This is a genomic window from Campylobacter concisus (genome assembly GCF_003048615.2).
Taxonomy (GTDB): Bacteria; Campylobacterota; Campylobacteria; order Campylobacterales; family Campylobacteraceae; genus Campylobacter_A; species Campylobacter_A concisus_C.
In genome coordinates, this window is record NZ_CP049263.1 from 16325 (window position 1) to 35083 (window position 18759).

Annotated in this window: 16 protein-coding genes, 1 tRNA gene and 1 pseudogene; 12 read left to right on the forward strand and 6 right to left on the reverse strand. The window is 40.6% G+C overall.

Annotated features, from left to right (window positions below):
- Nucleotides 1–45: 45 nt before the first annotated feature.
- Complete coding sequence (locus CVS89_RS00070) at nt 46–363, reverse strand: YolD-like family protein (protein WP_233091255.1); 318 nt, start codon at nt 361–363, stop codon at nt 46–48.
- Nucleotides 353–1621: a DNA repair protein gene (locus tag CVS89_RS00075; RefSeq protein ID WP_107848026.1), complete on the reverse strand. Its 1269-nt coding sequence runs from the start codon at nt 1619–1621 to the stop codon at nt 353–355. Before CVS89_RS00075 ends, CVS89_RS00070 begins: the two co-directional genes overlap by 11 nt.
- A 106-nt stretch (nt 1622–1727) precedes the next feature.
- Here CVS89_RS00075 and CVS89_RS10165 point away from each other — a divergent pair.
- Nucleotides 1728–2171, forward strand: a pseudogene (locus CVS89_RS10165) (molybdopterin dinucleotide binding domain-containing protein); the annotation flags it as partial.
- Here CVS89_RS10165 and aroC read toward each other — a convergent pair.
- The 4 genes from aroC to CVS89_RS00100 are packed head-to-tail and all read right to left on the reverse strand — an operon-like array spanning nt 2168 to nt 5349.
- Nucleotides 2168–3235 (reverse strand): chorismate synthase, encoded by a 1068-nt coding sequence (gene aroC / locus CVS89_RS00085; protein WP_107848027.1) that lies wholly within the window; start codon nt 3233–3235, stop codon nt 2168–2170. The pseudogene CVS89_RS10165 and the gene aroC overlap by 4 nt on opposite strands.
- 8 nt (nt 3236–3243) lie before the next feature.
- Complete coding sequence (gene rnc, locus CVS89_RS00090; RefSeq protein ID WP_107848028.1) at nt 3244–3915, reverse strand: ribonuclease III; 672 nt, start codon at nt 3913–3915, stop codon at nt 3244–3246.
- Nucleotides 3912–4346, reverse strand: coding sequence for a ribonuclease HI (rnhA, locus tag CVS89_RS00095; protein ID WP_107848029.1), 435 nt, complete (start codon nt 4344–4346; stop codon nt 3912–3914). Before rnhA ends, rnc begins: the two co-directional genes overlap by 4 nt.
- Nucleotides 4324–5349: a tetratricopeptide repeat protein gene (locus CVS89_RS00100; protein ID WP_103575680.1), complete on the reverse strand. Its 1026-nt coding sequence runs from the start codon at nt 5347–5349 to the stop codon at nt 4324–4326. Before CVS89_RS00100 ends, rnhA begins: the two co-directional genes overlap by 23 nt.
- Before the next feature lie 61 nt (nt 5350–5410).
- Between CVS89_RS00100 and dnaG the strand changes: the two genes are divergently transcribed.
- From dnaG to CVS89_RS00155, 11 genes are all read left to right on the forward strand, one after another.
- A complete protein-coding gene (gene dnaG / locus CVS89_RS00105) occupies nt 5411–7090 on the forward strand; it encodes a DNA primase (RefSeq protein WP_107848049.1) in 1680 nt (559 codons plus the stop codon).
- A 106-nt stretch (nt 7091–7196) separates the two neighbouring features.
- Nucleotides 7197–8435: a M20 family metallo-hydrolase gene (locus tag CVS89_RS00110; protein WP_107848030.1), complete on the forward strand. Its 1239-nt coding sequence runs from the start codon at nt 7197–7199 to the stop codon at nt 8433–8435.
- A 2-nt stretch (nt 8436–8437) separates the two neighbouring features.
- Nucleotides 8438–9757 (forward strand): amidohydrolase, encoded by a 1320-nt coding sequence (locus tag CVS89_RS00115; protein ID WP_103616540.1) that lies wholly within the window; start codon nt 8438–8440, stop codon nt 9755–9757.
- The gene (pepE, locus tag CVS89_RS00120; RefSeq protein WP_107848031.1) at nt 9754–10452 is read left to right on the forward strand and encodes a dipeptidase PepE; all 699 of its coding nucleotides are present in this window, start codon (nt 9754–9756) and stop codon (nt 10450–10452) included. The genes CVS89_RS00115 and pepE overlap by 4 nt, the downstream gene beginning before the upstream one ends.
- Nucleotides 10453–10466: 14 nt before the next feature.
- Nucleotides 10467–11777, forward strand: a complete 1311-nt coding sequence (gene dcuC, locus CVS89_RS00125; protein ID WP_107848032.1) for a C4-dicarboxylate transporter DcuC — start codon at nt 10467–10469, stop codon at nt 11775–11777.
- Nucleotides 11778–11786: 9 nt separating this feature from the next.
- Entirely contained in the window at nt 11787–13010 is a 1224-nt protein-coding gene (pepT, locus tag CVS89_RS00130) for a peptidase T (protein WP_107848033.1), read from the forward strand.
- A gap of 59 nt (nt 13011–13069) precedes the next feature.
- Nucleotides 13070–14059 (forward strand): argininosuccinate synthase domain-containing protein, encoded by a 990-nt coding sequence (locus tag CVS89_RS00135; protein ID WP_107848034.1) that lies wholly within the window; start codon nt 13070–13072, stop codon nt 14057–14059.
- A 105-nt stretch (nt 14060–14164) separates the two neighbouring features.
- A tRNA-Met gene (locus CVS89_RS00140) sits at nt 14165–14241 on the forward strand.
- Nucleotides 14242–14509: 268 nt separating this feature from the next.
- A complete protein-coding gene (locus tag CVS89_RS00145; RefSeq protein WP_107848035.1) occupies nt 14510–15661 on the forward strand; it encodes a Cj0814 family flagellar-dependent secreted protein in 1152 nt (383 codons plus the stop codon).
- Between the two features lie 104 nt (nt 15662–15765).
- A complete protein-coding gene (locus CVS89_RS00150) occupies nt 15766–17520 on the forward strand; it encodes a response regulator (protein ID WP_103639020.1) in 1755 nt (584 codons plus the stop codon).
- A 91-nt stretch (nt 17521–17611) separates the two neighbouring features.
- Nucleotides 17612–18745: a Cj0814 family flagellar-dependent secreted protein gene (locus CVS89_RS00155; protein WP_103607123.1), complete on the forward strand. Its 1134-nt coding sequence runs from the start codon at nt 17612–17614 to the stop codon at nt 18743–18745.
- Nucleotides 18746–18759 lie beyond the last annotated feature (14 nt).

Genomic DNA, 18759 nt, shown 5'->3' on the forward strand with positions numbered 1-18759 from the left:
TTATATAAATTTAGCCCTCGCTTGGGGGCTAAATTTTAAAATGGTTTAATGTCTTCTAACTATCTCCACCTCATTTATATCCTCAAATTTGATCTTAGTTTTTACGATCATGAGGGTTTTATCTTTGAAATTTACATCTGAGACTAGGCCGCTATTTTTTACGTATGAAAAGCCGTCGTGGTAGCTCACACGCACTTCGTCAGCTATTTTTATCTCGCTTAATTTTTTTAAAATTTCATCGACCTTACTCTCATCAAGCTCTAGTTTTTCGCCCTTTTCTCGCTCTTTTGACCGCAGAGCTCGCTCTAGGGTAGAGAGTGGGTTAAACGAGCTAAAAATTTTCGCCCTATCTTTACTCGCCACTTTTGTGCCCTCCGATCTTTTTGTTTCTGTCCTGCCCAGTCGCTTCTGGAAGCAGGTCTATCGCGCGCAGGATCGAGTTTTTGCCAAATTTCTCTTTTATCAAATTTAGCGACTTTAGCACCGCTTTTTCCTTAGTGTCATCTTCAAATAGGCTAAATTCTGCCAAATTTTCTTTCACCACATCGTTTGCTGATATGCCTATTTGCCTGATTAGCCCAGCATTTTTTATCTTGTTTAAAAGCAGCTCCTCAGCCGCGCTCATCAGCACGCTTGAGACATTTGTGGGCGTTTTAAACCGAACACTCGTACGCTGGTGTGGCTCGAGCTTATCGGCAAATCTTACATTTATCGTTAGCCCACTCGCCCTCACATCTTTGTTTATCATCCTAAGAGCGAGCCTGTCAGCCATCTCTTTTAGCACGATCACCGCCTCGCAGCGCTCGTAGTCTCTGGGCAAAATTTCTGAGCTAAAGTAGGACTTCGTACTTGGTTTATACGCCTTTATCTCAGCTATAGTCGTTGGCTCTATGCCGTTAGCGTGATCTATCGTGATGTAGGCATCGACGCCAAAAATTTTTTCAAGTAGGCTTTTTGGCGCATTTGCAATATCTTTCATGCAAAAGATGCCGCATTTTTCGAGCTTTAGCCTAGTTTGCTTACCGATACGCCAAAAGTCACTTAGTGGCTGGTGCGTCCAGAGCTGCTTTTTGTAAAGCTCTTCGTCAAGGTAGGCGATGCCGTCATCTTGGTGCTTTGCTAATATATCAAGCGCGATCTTTGCGAGGTATAAATTTGTCCCCATGCCGCAAGTCGCCGTCACGCCAGTCGTTTTTAAGATCTCATCCATCATCATCTTCGCCATCTCTTTTGCGCCAAGAGCGTAAAATTTCAAGTAAGAAGTGAGGTCTATGAAGCACTCATCGATCGAATAGACGTAGATGTCCTCTTTGGAGACATATTTTAGATAAATTTCATAGATCCTTGCGGCGTAGTCGATGTAAAACTGCATCCTAGGCGGCGCGATGATAAATTTGACATCTCTTGGTATCTCAAAGAGTCTGCAGCGGTTTTTCACCCCTTTTGCACGAAGCGCAGGGCTGACAGCTAAGCAGATGCCACCACTGCCACGACTAGCGTCAGCCACGACTAGATCAGCCTTAAATGGATCAAGCCCGCGCTCTACGCACTCAACCGAGGCGTAAAAGGACTTTAGGTCGATAACGGCGTAAATTTTGCTCTTTGGATTTTCATTTTTCATGAGAGGATTATAGATGAAATTTGGTAAAAGTTAGTTTGCAAATTTTGTTTGAAATGGCTTAAAAATTTAATAAAAATCTTTTAGAAAAAGGCTAAATTTGAGTGCAAAGACCTCGCACTCAAGATACCGCCTCCACCCACAGCTAAGTAGCTCCGTGATCAGAAACTACGCTGAGGTGAGCGCAAGAGAGCCAATGCTCATAAACGTAAATGACGCCAAGAAAAAGACATCGCAACTGGCGACGTGGTTAGAGTATTTAACGATAGGGGCGAATTTTAGTTGGCGCGCTTGCTACTCATCATCCCAGAGCACGTCATCGCCATCTGCAAAGGCGCATGGTATGATCCTGAAGTGCTAGGCGAGAATTCTAACTCGCGACAAAGACACATCTAGCATCGCTCAAAGCAACTGCAGACACAGGATCTTGGCAAATTTAGAAAAATATAAAGGCGAGATCAAGTTGGTCGCTGCGTTTTCTAAACCAAAATTTTGCAATCTTTGTAGAATTTATAGAAATTTAGCCCTCATTTTGGGGCTAAGTCAAATTTAGCCGTAAATTTTCTTTAAATTTTCAAGCTTTGTGCTTGCATTTAGCAGTAGCATATCAGCAAGAACCAGCCTTATCATCGCGGTTGCTACGACGCTGCCACGTATGCCTATGCAAGGATCATGCCTGCCTCGTAGTTCAAAATCCACCGCCTCGCCAGCTAAATTTAGCGTCTTTTGCTCTTTAAATATCGAAGGCGTTGGCTTAAAATGGCTCTTTAGTACGATTTCAGCCCCGCTACTTATGCCTCCAAGTATGCCACCAGCGTTGTTGCTCAAAAAGCCAAGCTCGTCCATCTCGTCGTTGTTTGCTGAGCCAAGCATAGAGCTTACATTTACGCCAGCGCCGATCTCTACGGCTTTTACGCCGTTTATGCCCATTAAAGCAGCTGCCAAAGCGCTATCAAGCCTATCGTAAAGTGGCTCACCAAGACCAGCTGGCATGCCTCTAGCCACGCTTAAAACCACAGCTCCAACGCTATCGTGCTCGCTTCTAGCTTTATTTACCGCCTCTTTCATCGCCTCTTCGTTGCCAAGGGCGTAAATTTGCGAATTTTTGGCAAAATCAAAATCAACCTTGTCGCTAATAGCTTTGCCAATGCCAAGCACGCCGCTTAAAACTTCTATCTTAAATTCATTCAAAAGCAGCTGCGCAAATGCCCCGCCAGCAACCCTTACTGCAGTCTCTCTGGCACTTGCACGCCCGCCACCTCTGTGATCCCTGATGCCATATTTTTTAAAATAGGTAAAATCAGCATGCCCTGGGCGGAAAATCTCACGTAAATTTTCATAGTCATTTGACTTTTGGTTGTTGTTAAAAATGGCAAAACCTATCGGTGCACCAGTGCTAATGCCGTCAAAGACGCCACTAAAAATTTCTATCTTATCGGCCTCATCTCTTGCCGTTGTGAAGCTGCTTTGCCCAGGACGACGCTTATCAAGCTCGCTTTGGATGTAGTCTGCATCGATCTTTAGCCCAGCAGGTAGTCCGTCTATCACGCCACCGATCGCCACCCCGTGGCTCTCGCCAAAGCTAGTTAAGGTTAGTTTTTTGCCAAAAGTATTCAAAATTTATCCTATTTTTTGATTTTTTCTAGTGCAATTTTTGCTGCGAGCTGTTGGGCTTGCTTTTTCGAGCTACCAACGGCACGTGAAATTTCTTTGCCATTTAACAGCAAGGCTATCTCAAATTCTTTCTTATGATCAGGGCCAAAAGAGCCTATGAGCTCGTATGTTGGTATGACGCCAAGGGTCGCTTGAGTGACCTCTTGAAGGGCTGTTTTGTAGTCCTTTTCAAGGTGTGCAAAGTCGATCTGCGGATAGCAAAGCTCAAGCAAGGCGATCGAAATTTCTCGCACTTTAAGAAGTCCAGCCTCTAGGTAGATAGCGCCCATCACCGCTTCAAATGCGTCACTTAAAATGCTATCTTTCTCTCTACCGCCGTTGTTTTCTTCAGCTTGGCTAAGCCTTAAAAACTCGCCCATTTTTAGCCGCCTAGCCATATTTGCAAAGCTTTTTTCATTGACAAGCGCGGCACGAAGTTTGCTCATATCGCCCTCTGCGATCTTGCTAAATTTCTTAAAAAGATACTCAGCCACGAGCAGATCCATCACCGCATCGCCCAAAAACTCGAGTCTTTCATTGTTTAGCGCCTGCTTAGTGCTTTTATGCGTTAGCGCCTCTTCTAAAAGCTCAGATTTTTTAAATTTATAGCCAAGATTACGTTCAAATTCTTCTAAATTTTTCATATCTTATTCTCATCTTTTATTTTTAATGCCTCGTCCCTTGCCATCTGGTCACACTCCTCATTTTCAGGGTGCCCAGCGTGCCCCTTGACCCAGCTAGCCACGACTTTATGTGGCTTTGAAATTTCTAAATACTCCTGCCAAAGCTCGACATTTTTTACATTTTTAAAATTTCTCTTTTGCCAGTTTGCAAGCCACTCGTTTATGCTATTTGCCACGTATGAGCTATCGGTAAAGAGCCTTACCTCGCATGGCTCTTTTAGCGCTTTTAGCCCCATTATTGCAGCTTTTAGCTCCATTTGGTTATTTGTCGTATATGCCTCACCGCCACTTGCTTTTTTCTGCGCTTCGTTATATCTCAAAATGTAAGCCCAGCCGCCAGCTCCAGGGTTTCCAAGGCATGAGCCGTCGCTAAAAAGTGTTACTATCTTCACTTGGTTTTTCTGTGATGTGGGATAAAATTTTCACACTTCCTAGCTCGTGACAGACCGGACAGCGGTAAAAGTGCATAGGAAATGAGTTTTTGCAGTTTTTGCAAACGTAGTTAAAGCTTAGCCCAGCTGCGTCAAATTTAGCGTCTTTTAGCCTTTTTATGACATTTAGCTCAAAGCCGTAAATTTCACATGGACCTTCTATATCGCCCTTTGCGTAAAAGAGGGATTTGTATTTTGCATCGTCTAAATTTATAGGCGTTTTTAGGTTATAAAGCAGGTCTAGTACATCTTCAAATTTGGCAAAATCTTTTAAATTTTCTAAATTTTCATTGTGTCTTATGAAAAGCGCTAAGATCATGCGCTTTAAAAGCTCAAAATTTTGGCTAAGGTGCGAGAGGATTTCTACCTTTTCGCTAAAGCTTAAATTTCTATCATCAAGCGTGCTGATCGCCTTTATATAGGCCTTTTGATCTTTTACATTTGTCCCTAGCTCTTCAAGAGAATTTAGTGCATAAAGTGCTTCTTTATAGTTTTTAAGCTTCTCATCTATCATCGTTAAAAAGCGCAGTGCTAGGACATTTCTAGGACTTAGCTCAAGCGCTTTTTCAAAGACTTCGCTGGCTTTTTTTAAAAATCCAGCCTTAAAATAGACCTCTCCAAGCTCGTTTAGGATAAATTCCTTCTCGTTTTTATCTTTTACCTTTTCAAGTGCGATGAGATAGACGCCTATCGATTTTTCAAAGTCACCATTTTTAGCAAATGTCTGACCTAGCATGCTAAGGCTTGGTATATCTACTTCTGGGCTTTTTAGCATCTGTTTGTGCTCGTCGCTTATGCCATCTTTGCTGTCAAATTTCTTTATAAATTTCTCGATGCGTTTTTTCTCATCTTTGCTAGAAAATATGCCCCAAGCATAGCTTAAAGCGGCGATCATCAAGATGATGCTAAATAGAATAATAAGGCTAAATATCGGATCTCTGTGTCCAATGAAAAAAATATCCACGCTCGTACTTTGTAATAAAATTTTACTTTAATTATAACAAAGCAGTTGTATAATTTTGCTTATGATAGATCCAAAATCCATTGAAAAACTTAAAAATCAAATTGATATCGTTGACATCATAGAACACTTTTTGCCAGTCAAAAAGATGGGTGCAAACTATAAGTGTGTCTGCCCATTTCACGATGATAGAAATCCTAGTATGAGCATAAGTCAAAGCAAGCAAATTTTTCACTGCTTTGCCTGTAAGGCTGGTGGAGATGCGATTAAATTTGTGATGGATTATGAAAAACTTACCTACCCTGAGGCTATCGAGAGAATAGCTAGTCTTGTAAATTTTAGCCTCGAATATACAAATGATAAAGCGCCAACGCAAAAAGAAAATAAGCACATTTTAGAAAAGGCGAATGCCTTTTATAGGAGCGAATTTTTTAAACATGAAGCCGCTGTGAGATATATTTATTCGCGCGGTATAAATGATGCGATGATAGAGAAATTTGAACTTGGCTGGGCTGGAGATAGCGCTAGTACTATTAGACTTTTGCAAAATGAGAATATCGAGCCTAAAGAGGCGCTTGAAGTTGGCATCGTAAAGCAAAATGAGAAGGGAATTTACGCTAGTTTCATCGAGCGCATAACATTTCCCATCTACTCGCACACGACAAGGCTAGTTGGCTTTGGTGGCAGAACGATCTCAGATCACCCTGCAAAATATGTAAATTCACCTCAAAGTGTGGTATTTGATAAGTCAAAGCTATTCTATGGCTATCACCTGGCTAAGCAAAGTATCTTTGAGAAAAAACAGATAATAATTACAGAGGGCTATCTTGATGTCATTATGCTTCACTATGCTGGTTTTACAAATGCTGTTGCCGTGCTAGGAACTGCACTTACTACAAGTCACTTGCCGCTTTTAAAAAGAGGCGAGATAAGCGTAGTGCTTTGCTTTGATGGAGATGGTGCTGGCATAAATGCGGCTATAAAGTCATCTCGTCTTTTATCTCAAAATGAAATAGATGGAAGCGTGGTTATTATAAAAGGCGGTGCAGATCCTGCTGATATGGTCTTTGCTGGTAGGAGCGAAGAGCTAAAAGAGATGTTTGATTCTGGGACTGAGCTTGGTGAGTTTTATATCGAACAAATCGTTAAAAAATACGATATATCGCGTCCAGTACAAAAGCAAAAGTGCTTAGAAGAGATAATGGAATTTACAAATTCGCTAAAACCAGTGATCTCAAATAGCTATGAAAACCTTGTTGCAAATTTGCTTAAGATAGAAGTTGGTACATTTAGCCTTAGTAATCAAAGACATAGCAGTACACATAGTCAAAATTTTACAAATGCAAATAGACAAACTGAACAAAATTTACAGAAAAAAACAAAGACTGATATTTTGGAATTTAGCATTTTAAAAAGTATGCTCGCAAATAAAGGCTATGAAACTATCGTTCTTAACGAGCTTGAAGAAAAATTCTTTTTGCACCACAAGAACTATTTTCAAGCAGCTCTAGCACCAAAAATTGAAGCTAATGCAGTGCTCGTTAGAGAGATATATGTAGATGATAGCGCAAAAGTAGCGTCTAGTGAAGAGAGCTTGAGAGAGGCTATTTTAAAGCTGAAACTTAAATACTATGAAAAATTTCGTGAAGATACCAAAAATTCTCACAAGCCGCATAAACTTGAAATGATGCAAAAGATTTCAGAGATCATAAAAGGTATACACGAAAAACTTCAAAAAGGTTAATTCTAAAATTCTCACACTTTTTCAGCTTCGAATCATAAAACAAAATGTAAAATATCTAGAAGTAATAAATTTTCTTAAGTTTATTTTTATATTTTAAGGTTCTTTTATGATAAATTCTAAGAGATTTGAGGCAAATTTTAACGCTATAAGCGAGTTTGGAGCGCTAAAAGGTGGTGGGCTGACAAGGCTAGCCTTTAGCAAAGAGGACCTTGAAGCAAGAAAATTTCTTATAAATTTGATAGAAAAAAATGGCTTTAAACTTAAAATTGACAATGTCGGCAACATCTTCGCTATCTATGATGATGGTTGCGAGGCAGACGCGAAGCCAGTTTGCGTGGGCTCTCACATAGATAGCGTGCCAAATGGTGGCTTTTATGACGGCACACTTGGTGTTATGGCTGGTCTTGAGGCGCTAACTGCAATAAAAGAGGCTGGCATCAAGCTAAAGCGCCCACTTTGGCTCATAAATTTTAGCTGTGAGGAGTCAAGCCGCTTTAAGACAGCCACTATCGGCAGCAAGATAATAAGCGGCAAACTAAGCCAGCAAAGACTTCATGAGCTAAAAGATGAAGATGGCATCTCGCTTTTTGAGGCGATGAGTGCGGCTGGGTTTAAACCACAAAATTTAGACGAAGCCATCCTAAAAGAAAACTCCCTACACGCCTATCTTGAGCTTCACATCGAGCAAGGCCCAGTGCTTGAGCGAAGCGGCATAAGCGTTGGCGTGGTAAGCGGGATCGCAGCACCTATTAGATTTGAGATCACAATACAGGGCAAGGCCGATCACAGCGGCGCAACTCCGATGAATATGCGTAGTGACGCTCTGCTTGCCGCTTCACACATTATAATCGCTGCAAATAAATTTGCCAAAAACAAAAAAACAGCCGTCGCAACCGTTGGCTACGTGCATGCAAAACCAGGCGTTTTAAACGTCGTGCCAGGAGAGGCGAGGCTTGGCGTTGATCTAAGAGATATCGATAAGGCTAGCTTAGGGGAGCTAAATTTAGAGCTTAGAAATTTTGTGGGTGAGCTAAGCCGTGAGCTTAAATTTAGCTACGAGATAAGAGAGTTAAGTAGCGACGAGCCAGTAAAACTAAGCGAGCACGCCATAAATTTACTTGAAGATGAAGCCAAAAAGCTTGGTGTAAAAACGCTTACTTTGCCAAGTGGGGCTGGACATGACGCGATGAATTTAACAAAGCTTGCAAGTAGCGTTGGTATGCTCTTTATCCCTTGCGTAGATGGTATCAGCCACAACATTTCAGAGGCGATAAATTTTGAAGATGCAGTAGCCGCAACTAAAATTTTAACAAACGCACTAATAAGACTTTCAAACGAGGAGTAGTCATGGACAAAATAGCAAAATTAGCACTATCTTTAAAAGAGGACATGATCAAAGATCGCAGATACTTTCACTCGCACCCAGAAACTGGCTGGTTTACCTTTTTTACGACTGCGGTTTTGGCAAAAAGGCTTAGCGAGCTAGGATATGAGGTGAAACTTGGCGAAGAGGTCGTAAAGAGCGATGCAAGGCTTGGAGTTGGCAGCAAAGAGCAGTGCCAAAAGGCGATCGAACGGGCAAAAAGTCTTTTAAATCCTGACGAGGCAAAATACCTTGAATGCATGAAAGATGGCCTAACTGGGCTAACAGCCTTCATCGACACAAAAAGGCCTGGTAAATTTAGCGCATTTAGATTTGACATAGATAGCGTTGATGTGACAGAGAGTGCAGAGGCTGCTCATAGACCTTGCAAAGAGGGTTTTGGCTCAGATATCGCTGGTATCACGCATGCTTGTGGGCACGATGGACACATGGCGATGGGTCTAGCGCTTGCAAAGCTGATCGCTAAAAATTTAGACGATTTTAACGGCAAATTTAAATTTATATTTCAAACAGCAGAAGAGGGCACAAGAGGCGCTGTGGCTATGGAGGCTGCTGGGGTGCTTGAGGGGGTTGAGTACCTACTTGGCGGACACATCGGCTTTCAAGCAGAAACAAATGGTGGCATAGTTTGTGGCACAAACAAACTGCTTGCAACTTCAAAATTTGACGTGCATATCACTGGTCGTTCAGCTCACGCAGCAGGAGCGCCGCAAGAGGGAGCAAACGCCCTTTTAGCCGCTGCTCAAATGGCTCTAAACATGCATGGCATCACAAGGCACGCAAAGGGCGTGACTAGGATAAATGTGGGCGTTTTAAGAGCTGGCGAGGGCAGAAACGTCATAGCACCAAACGGCTATCTGGCCTGCGAAACAAGGGGCGAAGATACAAATTTAAATGAATTTATGTATAAAAAATGCATGGATATCGTAAAAGGTGTGAGTGAAATTTATGATGTCCAGAGCAAAGTCGTGATGACTGGTGGCACAAGCGGAGCAAATAGCGACAAAGAGGTGACTGAAATTTTCTATGAGGCAGCAAAGCAAAGTCCGTTTATAGATGATGATAAGATCGTTAAAGAGCTTGATTTTGGCGCTTGCGAGGACTTCGCTCACTTTATGAGAGCTTTGCAAGATAGGGGCGCAAAGAGCGGATATATGATGATCGGTACAAATTTAAAAGCAGGCCATCACAACAGCAAATTTGACTTTGACGAGGAGTGCTTGGTCGCTGGGGTTGATATCTATCTAAGGGCTGCTTACAAACTAAACGGAGCTAAAAAATGAAAAATGCTTTACTAATCAGCGCTTCAAGCTACCAAGATACTGGCTACTTGAGACACTGCAAAAACTGGGTCAAGGACTTCTTGGGCGAGAGTGGCAAGGAGGAGATTTTATTTATCCCTTACGCTGGAGTTAGACGAAGTAATGACGAATACGAGCAAAAGGTGATCGACCGCCTAAAAAATAAAAATATAAAGTCGATCCACCACTACGAGGATAAAATTTCAGCTATCAAAAACGCTAGCAGTATCGCAGTTGGTGGCGGTAATACCTTTATGCTTCTTTACACGCTTTATAAGCTAAATTTGATTGAGCCTATAAAAGAGGCTGTGGCAAACGGCGCAAAATACTTTGGCTGGTCAGCTGGTGCAAACATCGCTGGCAAGACGATGATGACGACAAATGATATGCCTATCATCATGCCAAAGTCATTTGATAGCCTAAATATCTTCCCATATCAGATCAATCCGCACTTTATAAGTGGCAAACTAGCAGGTCATAACGGCGAGAGCAGGGAGGAGAGGTTGGAGGAATTTTTGATAGCAAATCCAAAAGAGACTATCTACGCACTGCCTGAGGGCACGGCTTTGCTTATAGCGGATAGCGAGGCTGAGGTCATAGGACATAGCGAAATTTTAAAATTTGAGTATCAAAAAGAGATAGAAAAAATAGAAGTTGGAACTAAATTTAAAATCTAAACAAGGAGAGAGGTATGGAATCATTCAAGCTAATTGCTGCCATTCTTGGCATCGTTGCAGTTGTAGCACTTCTAGTCTTAAAAAAAGAGACAAGAACGGTGCTAATAGGTGTTGGTTTGGTGCTTTGTATAATCGCACTAAAACCGATGGGAGCACTAAGTGCTTTTACTGACTATATGACTAAAGCAGGGCTTATAAAGGCTATTTGTGCGAGTATGGGTTTTGCTTTTGTTATGAAATACACAATGTGCGATAAGCACCTTGTTGCGCTTCTTACAAAGCCACTTAGAAACGTAGGATTTATCTTGATCCCTGTAACAACCGTGCTAACTTACTTTATAAATATCGCTATCCCTTCAGCTGCTGGCTGCTCGGCTGCTGTTGGTGCGACGCTTATACCGCTTCTAATGGCATCAGGCGTTCGCCCTGCGATGGCTGGTGCGGCTGTTTTTGCAGGCACATTTGGCTCAGTCCTAAGCCCAGGCTCTGCGCACAACATATATGTGGCTGACCTTGTTAAAAAGACAGTTGAGGGATATACAGTTCAAGACATCATAAAAGTGCAAATTCCTAGCGCATTTACAGCTCTTGTTATCGTAGTTGTCATGCTAACTATCGTTGCAATATTATTTAAAGACTATCAAAAAGGTACAAATTTCACTCTTGAAAGCGGTGCCGCAAGCGAAGAGAAGTCAGCGTTTAAAGTAAATTTGATCTACGCTCTTATGCCACTTGTCCCACTTGTCATCTTGGTTATCGGCGGAACAAGCCTAGCAAAAGACTATAGCTTTTTGGCATGGACAAAGATGGGCGTTGCTGAGGCGATGATACTTGGTGCTATCATAGCTATCTTTGCTACGCTTACAAACCCACAAAAGATCACAAAAGAGTTCTTTAACGGCATGGGTCACGCTTACGCTGATGTTATCGGTATCATCATCGCAGCTGGCGTCTTTGTCGCAGGTCTAAAGGCGTGCGGAGCTGTTGATGTGGTCATAGCGTGGCTAAAAACCGATCAAAGCTACGTTAAATTTGGCGGAACATTTGTGCCATTTATCATGGGTATAGTTACAGGCTCAGGCGACGCTGCTACATTTGCATTTAACGAAGCTGTCACAACAAACGCTGCTGCTCTTGGCTTTGAGCAAGATAAGCTTGGTATGGCTGCAGCAATCGCAGGCTCACTTGGACGTTCAGCTTCTCCGATCGCTGGAGCTGCTATCGTTTGTGCAGGTATTGCTATGGTTAGCCCAGTCGAGCTTGCAAAAAGGACATTTTTAGGCATGTTTCTCTCTGTTGTGGCGATCGCATTTTTCGTCATCTAAGGATGAAAGATGGATATCGTAGAGAGATTTATAAACTATACGAAATTTAACACCACGACAAATAAAGAGAATGGATTAAAAGGCATCATGCCTTCTAATCCAACCGAGTATGAGCTAGCCAAATTTATAAAAGATGAGCTTAGCTCGCTTGGCATAAAAGATATCATCTTGCAAGATAGTGCTATCTTGATAGCAAAGATCCCTGCAAACTGCGAAAATGCCCCAAGTATCGCCTTTTTTGCGCACTTGGATACAAGTAGCGAGCAAAAAAACGACACAAAAGCGAAGATAGTAAAATACACAGGCGGCGACATCTGCCTAAACGAAGAGCAGGGAATTTACCTTAAATTTAGCGACAACCCAGAGCTTAAAAAATACGTTGGCGATGATATAGTCGTGACTGACGGCACTAGCTTGCTTGGCGCTGATGATAAGGCGGCGATCGCTAGTATCGTAAATATGGCTAGCTTTTTCATGCAAAATCCTGAGATCAAGCATGGCAAGATCGTGATCTGCTTCGTGCCTGATGAGGAGCAGGGCTTACTTGGGGCAAAAGCACTTGATGTAAATTTGCTTGGAGCCGATTTTGGCTACTGCTTAGACTGCTGCGAGATAGGCGAGCTAATATACGAAAACTGGAACGCAGCTGACTGCACGATGGTATTTAAAGGCGTTTCGGCTCATCCGATGAACGCAAAGGGCAAGCTTGTAAATTCGTTACTTCTTGCGCATAAATTTATCTCACTTTTGCCAGGTGGCGAAGTGCCAGAGTGCACCGAGGGCAAAGAGGGCTATTTTTGGGTGAAAGAGCTTAGCGGAAACAGCGCAAAAACGACGCTTAAGATCGACATAAGAGAATTTGACGAGGTGAAATTTCAAAAAAGGCTTGAGTTTTTAAGTGAGATGGCAAATTCTTTTAATAAAATTTATGCAGATCGCTGCGAGATTACACTAAAAACACGCTATGAAAACGTCTTTAAGTTTTTAAAAGATGAAAACTCACTGCCTATAAAACTGGCAAAAGATGCCTTTAATGAGCTAAATATCACGCCAAACATAAAGCCGATGCGTGGCGGATATGACGGTGCTGCGATCTCTGCAAAGGGCGTGCCAACGCTAAATTTATTCACAGGCGGAAACAACTTTCACTCTATCTTCGAGTACTTGCCAGTTAGCAGCCTAAAAGCCGCAAGCGAAGTGATCAAAAAAATCGTAATTAACGCTGCTAAATAAACTTCATAAAAGCCTAGATTTAGTAAATTTAGGCTTTAAATTTTACTTTCAGGACAAAAATGAAGGCTTTAGCTTTGTTTAGCGGAGGGCTTGATAGTATGCTCTCTATGAAAATAATAAGCGATCAAAACATCGAAGTGGTCGCACTTTATATGGATACTGGATTTGGCGTGGATGAGGAGAAGCACGAAGTTTTAAGGCGCCGTGCAGCCTTGGCTGGGGCTAGCTTAAAAGTGGTTGATATGAGAAACGAGTATCTTCGCGACGTGCTTTTTAACCCAAAATACGGCTACGGTAAGCAATTTAACCCTTGCATCGACTGCCACGGATATATGTTTAAAACCGCTCTTAATATGCTAAAAAGCGAAAATGCAAATTTTATAATTACAGGCGAAGTCGTAGGACAAAGGCCGATGAGCCAGCGTAGAGACGCACTTTTTCAGGTCAAGCGCCTAGCTGATGACGAGGATGATCTAGTGCTTCGTCCGATGTGTGCTAAGCTCTTGCCGCCAACTAAGCCAGAGCGCGAGGGCTGGGTCGATAGAGAGAAGCTTCTTGACATAAGCGGGCGCGATAGAAAGCCGCAGCTTGCTTTGGCGAAGAAATTTGGCTTTGAGGACTTTGCAACGCCTGGAGGTGGGTGTTTGCTAACGATCGAGAGCTTTGCAGTAAAGATAAAAGACTACTTGAAATTTGATAAAGAGATGCGAGATATCGACGTTACGTGGCTAAAGCTTGGTAGGCATCTGCGCTTGCCAGATGGCGCAAAAATGATAATAGGACGTGATGAGAGCGATAATAATGCACTTTTGACGCACCCAAATGATAAATTTGAGCAGGTTAAATTTAAAGAGAGCGATGACATCGTGGGAGCTGTTAGCTTCATAAGCAAAAACGCAAGCAAAGCCGACAAAGAGCTTGCTGCAAGGCTCGCACTTGCTTATACAAAAGCTAGCAAAGATGTTGAATTTGAAGTTAGCATCGCTAATGAGAAATTTATCATCAAACCTGAAGATAAAAAGCTAGCACAAGAGTTTTTTGTGAAGTAAATTTTATCAATTTCTAAGCTAGATTAGTTTATAGACGAAGGAGAAGGATAGTCTTTATCTATAAATAAGTTTATAAATTATATAATCCAAAACTTATTTTAAGTTGTCACGGTAGCTCAGCTGGTTAGAGCGCTGGTCTCATAAGCCGGAGGTCGGGAGTTCAAGTCTCCCCCGTGACACCATAGATGTCCTACTTATCGATACTTTAACTGCCCTTTTTGCAGTTTCCCTTTCTTTAAAATTTCCTAAAAGTATGGTACAGTTTTTATAAAAAGTGGTACATTTTTTCAGGATAGATTTATTTTACAAGATGATTTCTATAAATTTGCTTTTATTTTTACTGATAGATAAAATTTTTATCTCAAAGTGAACAAACTTAAATTTATCTCACTCTTAAATTTACGGCACAACTTTTGCTTACTCTTTGAAGCTAAATTCAAGGAGTAAGCTATGAAAGTCTCTTATAACTCCATCTTAACAAAACAGCACTACCAAAAACATACAAAAAGCGAAGGCTTTGCAAATTTCTTGCCTAACACTCCAAATATAAATTCGATCAGCCAAGTCACTATTCCTAAGAATGATTTTGTTTCATCTAGCAGTATCGACTCTCTTTATCAGGCTAAATTTACTTCACAAGAGGGTTATGGATATAGTGTAGATGCTAAAGGATTTATGGGAGCTGACTTTAACAAAGCTGCAGGCTTGCCACAGGACTTTAAAATCCACAAAAGCACGCTTGATGCGATAGTGCTACACAATCAAAAACACCCAAATAGTATAAATTTTTCAATGGAAACAAAAAAAGATAACCAACTCTTTGGAGAGGATAGCTTTGCAAATATCGATCTAGCAGACACAATAAAGCAATACTATAAAATTTTTGATCAAATTTCAGCTGGAGTTATTAGTAAAGGTAAAGAGTTTTACTCAAATGAAGATCTAGCAAAGATGCCAAAGGGCTACTTTTCAAAAGATAAAAAAATAGAGCATTATGAATACCTAATGGGTAGGATGACTAGCGATGAGCTAGATGGGCTAACTGATAGGAGTAATGAGAAGGTAACTCATATCTTTAGGACAACTCAAGAGGCAGAAGATGCACATAGGCTGTGGGATGATCTAAGCGATATAAATGTAGAAGTTAATGGAAATTTCCTTGACTTTTCTCCAGAAGTGATGACAACTGAGCATACTATCCCTTATATGTGGGTTAGTAGTGCTGGATATGACTTTAAGCCTGATATGTCTGTATATGACAATGAACAAGGCTATACAAAGGAGCAAATCTTTGTAGCATTTTTAAAAAACGAGCAAGGTCTTGTGCTGCAAGGTGGTACAACAAGGATAACCGATGAGGCTCGCAATGTATATAGAGACACGCTTATACTTACAAAGCAAGATAGAAGCGAGATAGGCATACCAAAGGCTTATTATGATGAGATACTATCTGGTAAGAAAGATCTAAAAGATATACTAGCTAGGATTTTAAAGCTTAGAAATTTAGAGCTTAAAAAAGATCAAACGCTTGAGGGGCTAGCAAATAAAATAATGGACGTTTTAAAAGAATTTGATGAGAGGACGAAGACAAGAGAGCTTTAAAAATATAACATAGTAGGCATTCGCTCTAAGCCCTTTTAGCCCCCATACTACTAAACATTTTTTATATTTGCCGATATAAGCTATATATTTTAAAAGGATTTAAAATGACGATATCACCAAATTTAGAGCCCATAAATATAAATCTACCCAAAGATATGATCTATTCAAGGGTCCTTCTTGGTGTAGATAGAGTGCAAACTTTAGACAACATAAATTTAAAGTCTGAGCTTAAAGACATCGCTACTAAGCTCATCTCAAATAGCACCTACTCTATCATCCAAAGTGCAGGCACCAGTGGCGTGAAGTCAGAGTATGCTAAAGCAGACAACGGAACAAACGATGCTTTTTCTTACGTGGATATCCAGCGGAGAAACTGGGACAAAAAGGACTTTGAAAACAAATATCTCTTTGGCGAAGATGCCTCAGCACTAAGGAAAGTGGATCAAACTAGCACCTATTTTTCATCTATAAATTCAAAAACTCCCATTAAGCCCATTGCGGCAGCAGATACTAAATTTACAAATTTAAATGACTACGCCTATGAAAAAACGATAAAAACTTCACTGGGTGATGTAGAGGTCTTTTTGGATCTTTATAACGATAATGACAAACTAGGCATAGGCAAGCTAGATGCAAATGGATTTTTATTTAACTTTGATAGCAACAAGGACGGAGTGATAAATTCTGGTGATAAATACTTTGATAAGCTAAAAGTTAGAGGCTACGATAAAGACGGAAATGAGAAAATTTTCAAACTAAGCGAAGTTGTAAGCGAGATAAACCTTAACGACTTTATCAAAAAAGATATTAGAAATTTAAGCCATGAGGCTATGGACTTTGCTAGCAAAAACACGGTTGATTACAGAGTTAGTTTAAATAACTCAAACCCTTATACTCTATTTTCAGCCGAATATCGCTACCAAAAGATAGACAAAGAAGAGACTAATAAATTTTTCAAAGACCATGCAGACAAAGACGGCTGGGTAGATCTTAGGGATAATAAGATATTTAACGAAGAGAGCGGCTTAAATAACTTTGCCTATGAGAAAGTTGGCTTTGACGGCAAGAAAAAGCTTAGCGAGTTTAACCCTATCATAAAGCCTTCTGGGCCTAAACAAGATGAGAGCTTTTCATACGCAGGCTATCAAAAAGATAGCTTTATGAAATTTTATAACGACTACCAAAAAGAGTCTAGCGCTCACAGCAAAGACGTAGAGTGGATAAGCAAAAATTTAAAAGAAAATGATGTAGAAGACGCAGATGATCTCATCTCAAAGCTAAAAGTCACAAAGTCATCTTATATAATCGCTATGGAGAGTGAGTTTGAAAAAGCGACTGGACTGGAGTTTAGCCTAGAAAATTTAGAAAGAGCAAAGCATGCTTTTGAGAGTGATACTAGCAAGGCAGCAGCTGCGCTAAAGGACACAGACAGCGTAATAGCTATGAAGCTAAACAAAAATGGCACGATCACGCTTAAATTTGATAGCGGAAGAGAGCTAGAGGTAAAAGAAATTTATAGCGACACTGGCAAGCTAATCAGCAAAGATGACAAGGATAGCAAAAGAGCAAGTATAAATTTAGATGCTAAGAGCATGAATGATGTAGAGCTAAATAGACTTGACTTTAAAGATATAGGCATAAAGCAAGATGAGAAGATATCTAGCCTAAAAGAGCTTGGAGCAAAGCTGGTTAAAAACCTCTCTGATAAATTTACAAGCAAATTTCTGATCGGACTTGAAAACGGCAAAAGCATCACCACCAAAGAAATTTACAACATCACCTATCTTGAAAATGACCTAAACTTTAAAGAACTATCTAGTAAAGATAGGCTTTATAAAAAGATAGATGCGAGAGTTTAGGAGTAAATTTATGCAGACTAAAAACCCTTTGCAAAATAAATCTTTTTACAAAAAAGACGATATCTTTAGCATGAAGCTAAAAGGATATTAGATGATAAACGCACTTGGTAGCTACCCCTTAAATTTAGAACAGAGCATAAAGGTATCAACCAAAGTTGCCACCAACCAAACCAGCTCAGAGGTTTTAGGCTACAAGGTAGATAAGGATGGTTATTTTACAGATGAGTTTAACAAGCAAGCTGGCATACCAATTGATTATAAAATTCACTCAAGTACACTGGAGTCGTTAGTCAGATCAAACGACATAATAGACCCAGACATCAAGAATTTTAAAAGTATCGATATAGCTAAAACAGTTGGCAACGCTTATAGGTTGCTAGCTCAAGTGGTTGGCGAAGATACACTAAGCTCAAAGGACAGCTTTAGCGCAGAAGATATAAGAAATTTCCCTCAAGGCTTTTCTTATGATCGTCAAAGTCTGCAAGTAGATCAAAGATATGCTAGTGCTAGTGAGTATTCTGCGGTAGAAGATAGCTTTGTGCATACGCCAACAAAGACCATAAGCACGCTCTTTTACAATGGCTCTTTGTCTATTGCGGCAGATAAGCAGATACATCCAAAAAACGTAACATACATCTTTAACAACGCAAATGGCGGTAAAGAAAACACGGTCATTGGTATATTTATGGATCCACACGGAGAAAAATACACTAACAAAGATGGCTCCATAACTAAAGGTGGTCTTATAGCTGGCGTGCTAAATCACAACCTAGACATATACGAGGGCGAAACCACTGCGATAGGCAAATATGGCGGCTATGATAAAAACATCAACACAAAAGAATTTCAAAGGTCATTTAATGCCTTTAACGCTATGTGGCAAATGGCTTATGGGGTAAATTTCTCAAAAGCAGATGATGGTGCTGTCTCTATGCTGCCTGATTATATGCAAGATTATGTGAGACACAGACAAAGCCTTGATAAATTTAGCGACCAAGAAGACGAACTCTCATTTAAAAAGATGATGGAGCATAATCTAAAAATGCTAAAGCTACTCTTTGGTGAGATAGATAAAGATGGCAAAAAGAGCAAAGACTTTATGGATAGCTTTTTAAAATTTAGTATGCCACCTTTAAATTTAGTAAAAGAGCTAAATGAAAACCCAGCTGGAAAATACCTAATAGATATGCTTGGTATAAAAAGAGATGTTGATATAAAGGCATAAAGGGGAGTTGAAAT

Bases quoted from the DNA above. Each gene is read 5' to 3' on its own strand.
- CVS89_RS00075 (WP_107848026.1), bottom strand. From the start codon at position 1,621: ATGAAAAATGAAAATCCAAAGAGCAAAATTTACGCCGTTATCGACCTA.
- rnc (WP_107848028.1), bottom strand. From the start codon at position 3,915: ATGAAAAATTTAGAAGAATTTGAACGTAATCTTGGCTATAAATTTAAA.
- dnaG (WP_107848049.1), top strand. From the start codon at position 5,411: ATGATAGATCCAAAATCCATTGAAAAACTTAAAAATCAAATTGATATC.
- CVS89_RS00110 (WP_107848030.1), top strand. From the start codon at position 7,197: ATGATAAATTCTAAGAGATTTGAGGCAAATTTTAACGCTATAAGCGAG.
- CVS89_RS00115 (WP_103616540.1), top strand. From the start codon at position 8,438: ATGGACAAAATAGCAAAATTAGCACTATCTTTAAAAGAGGACATGATC.
- pepE (WP_107848031.1), top strand. From the start codon at position 9,754: ATGAAAAATGCTTTACTAATCAGCGCTTCAAGCTACCAAGATACTGGC.
- dcuC (WP_107848032.1), top strand. From the start codon at position 10,467: ATGGAATCATTCAAGCTAATTGCTGCCATTCTTGGCATCGTTGCAGTT.
- pepT (WP_107848033.1), top strand. From the start codon at position 11,787: ATGGATATCGTAGAGAGATTTATAAACTATACGAAATTTAACACCACG.
- CVS89_RS00135 (WP_107848034.1), top strand. From the start codon at position 13,070: ATGAAGGCTTTAGCTTTGTTTAGCGGAGGGCTTGATAGTATGCTCTCT.
- CVS89_RS00145 (WP_107848035.1), top strand. From the start codon at position 14,510: ATGAAAGTCTCTTATAACTCCATCTTAACAAAACAGCACTACCAAAAA.
- CVS89_RS00150 (WP_103639020.1), top strand. From the start codon at position 15,766: ATGACGATATCACCAAATTTAGAGCCCATAAATATAAATCTACCCAAA.
- CVS89_RS00155 (WP_103607123.1), top strand. From the start codon at position 17,612: ATGATAAACGCACTTGGTAGCTACCCCTTAAATTTAGAACAGAGCATA.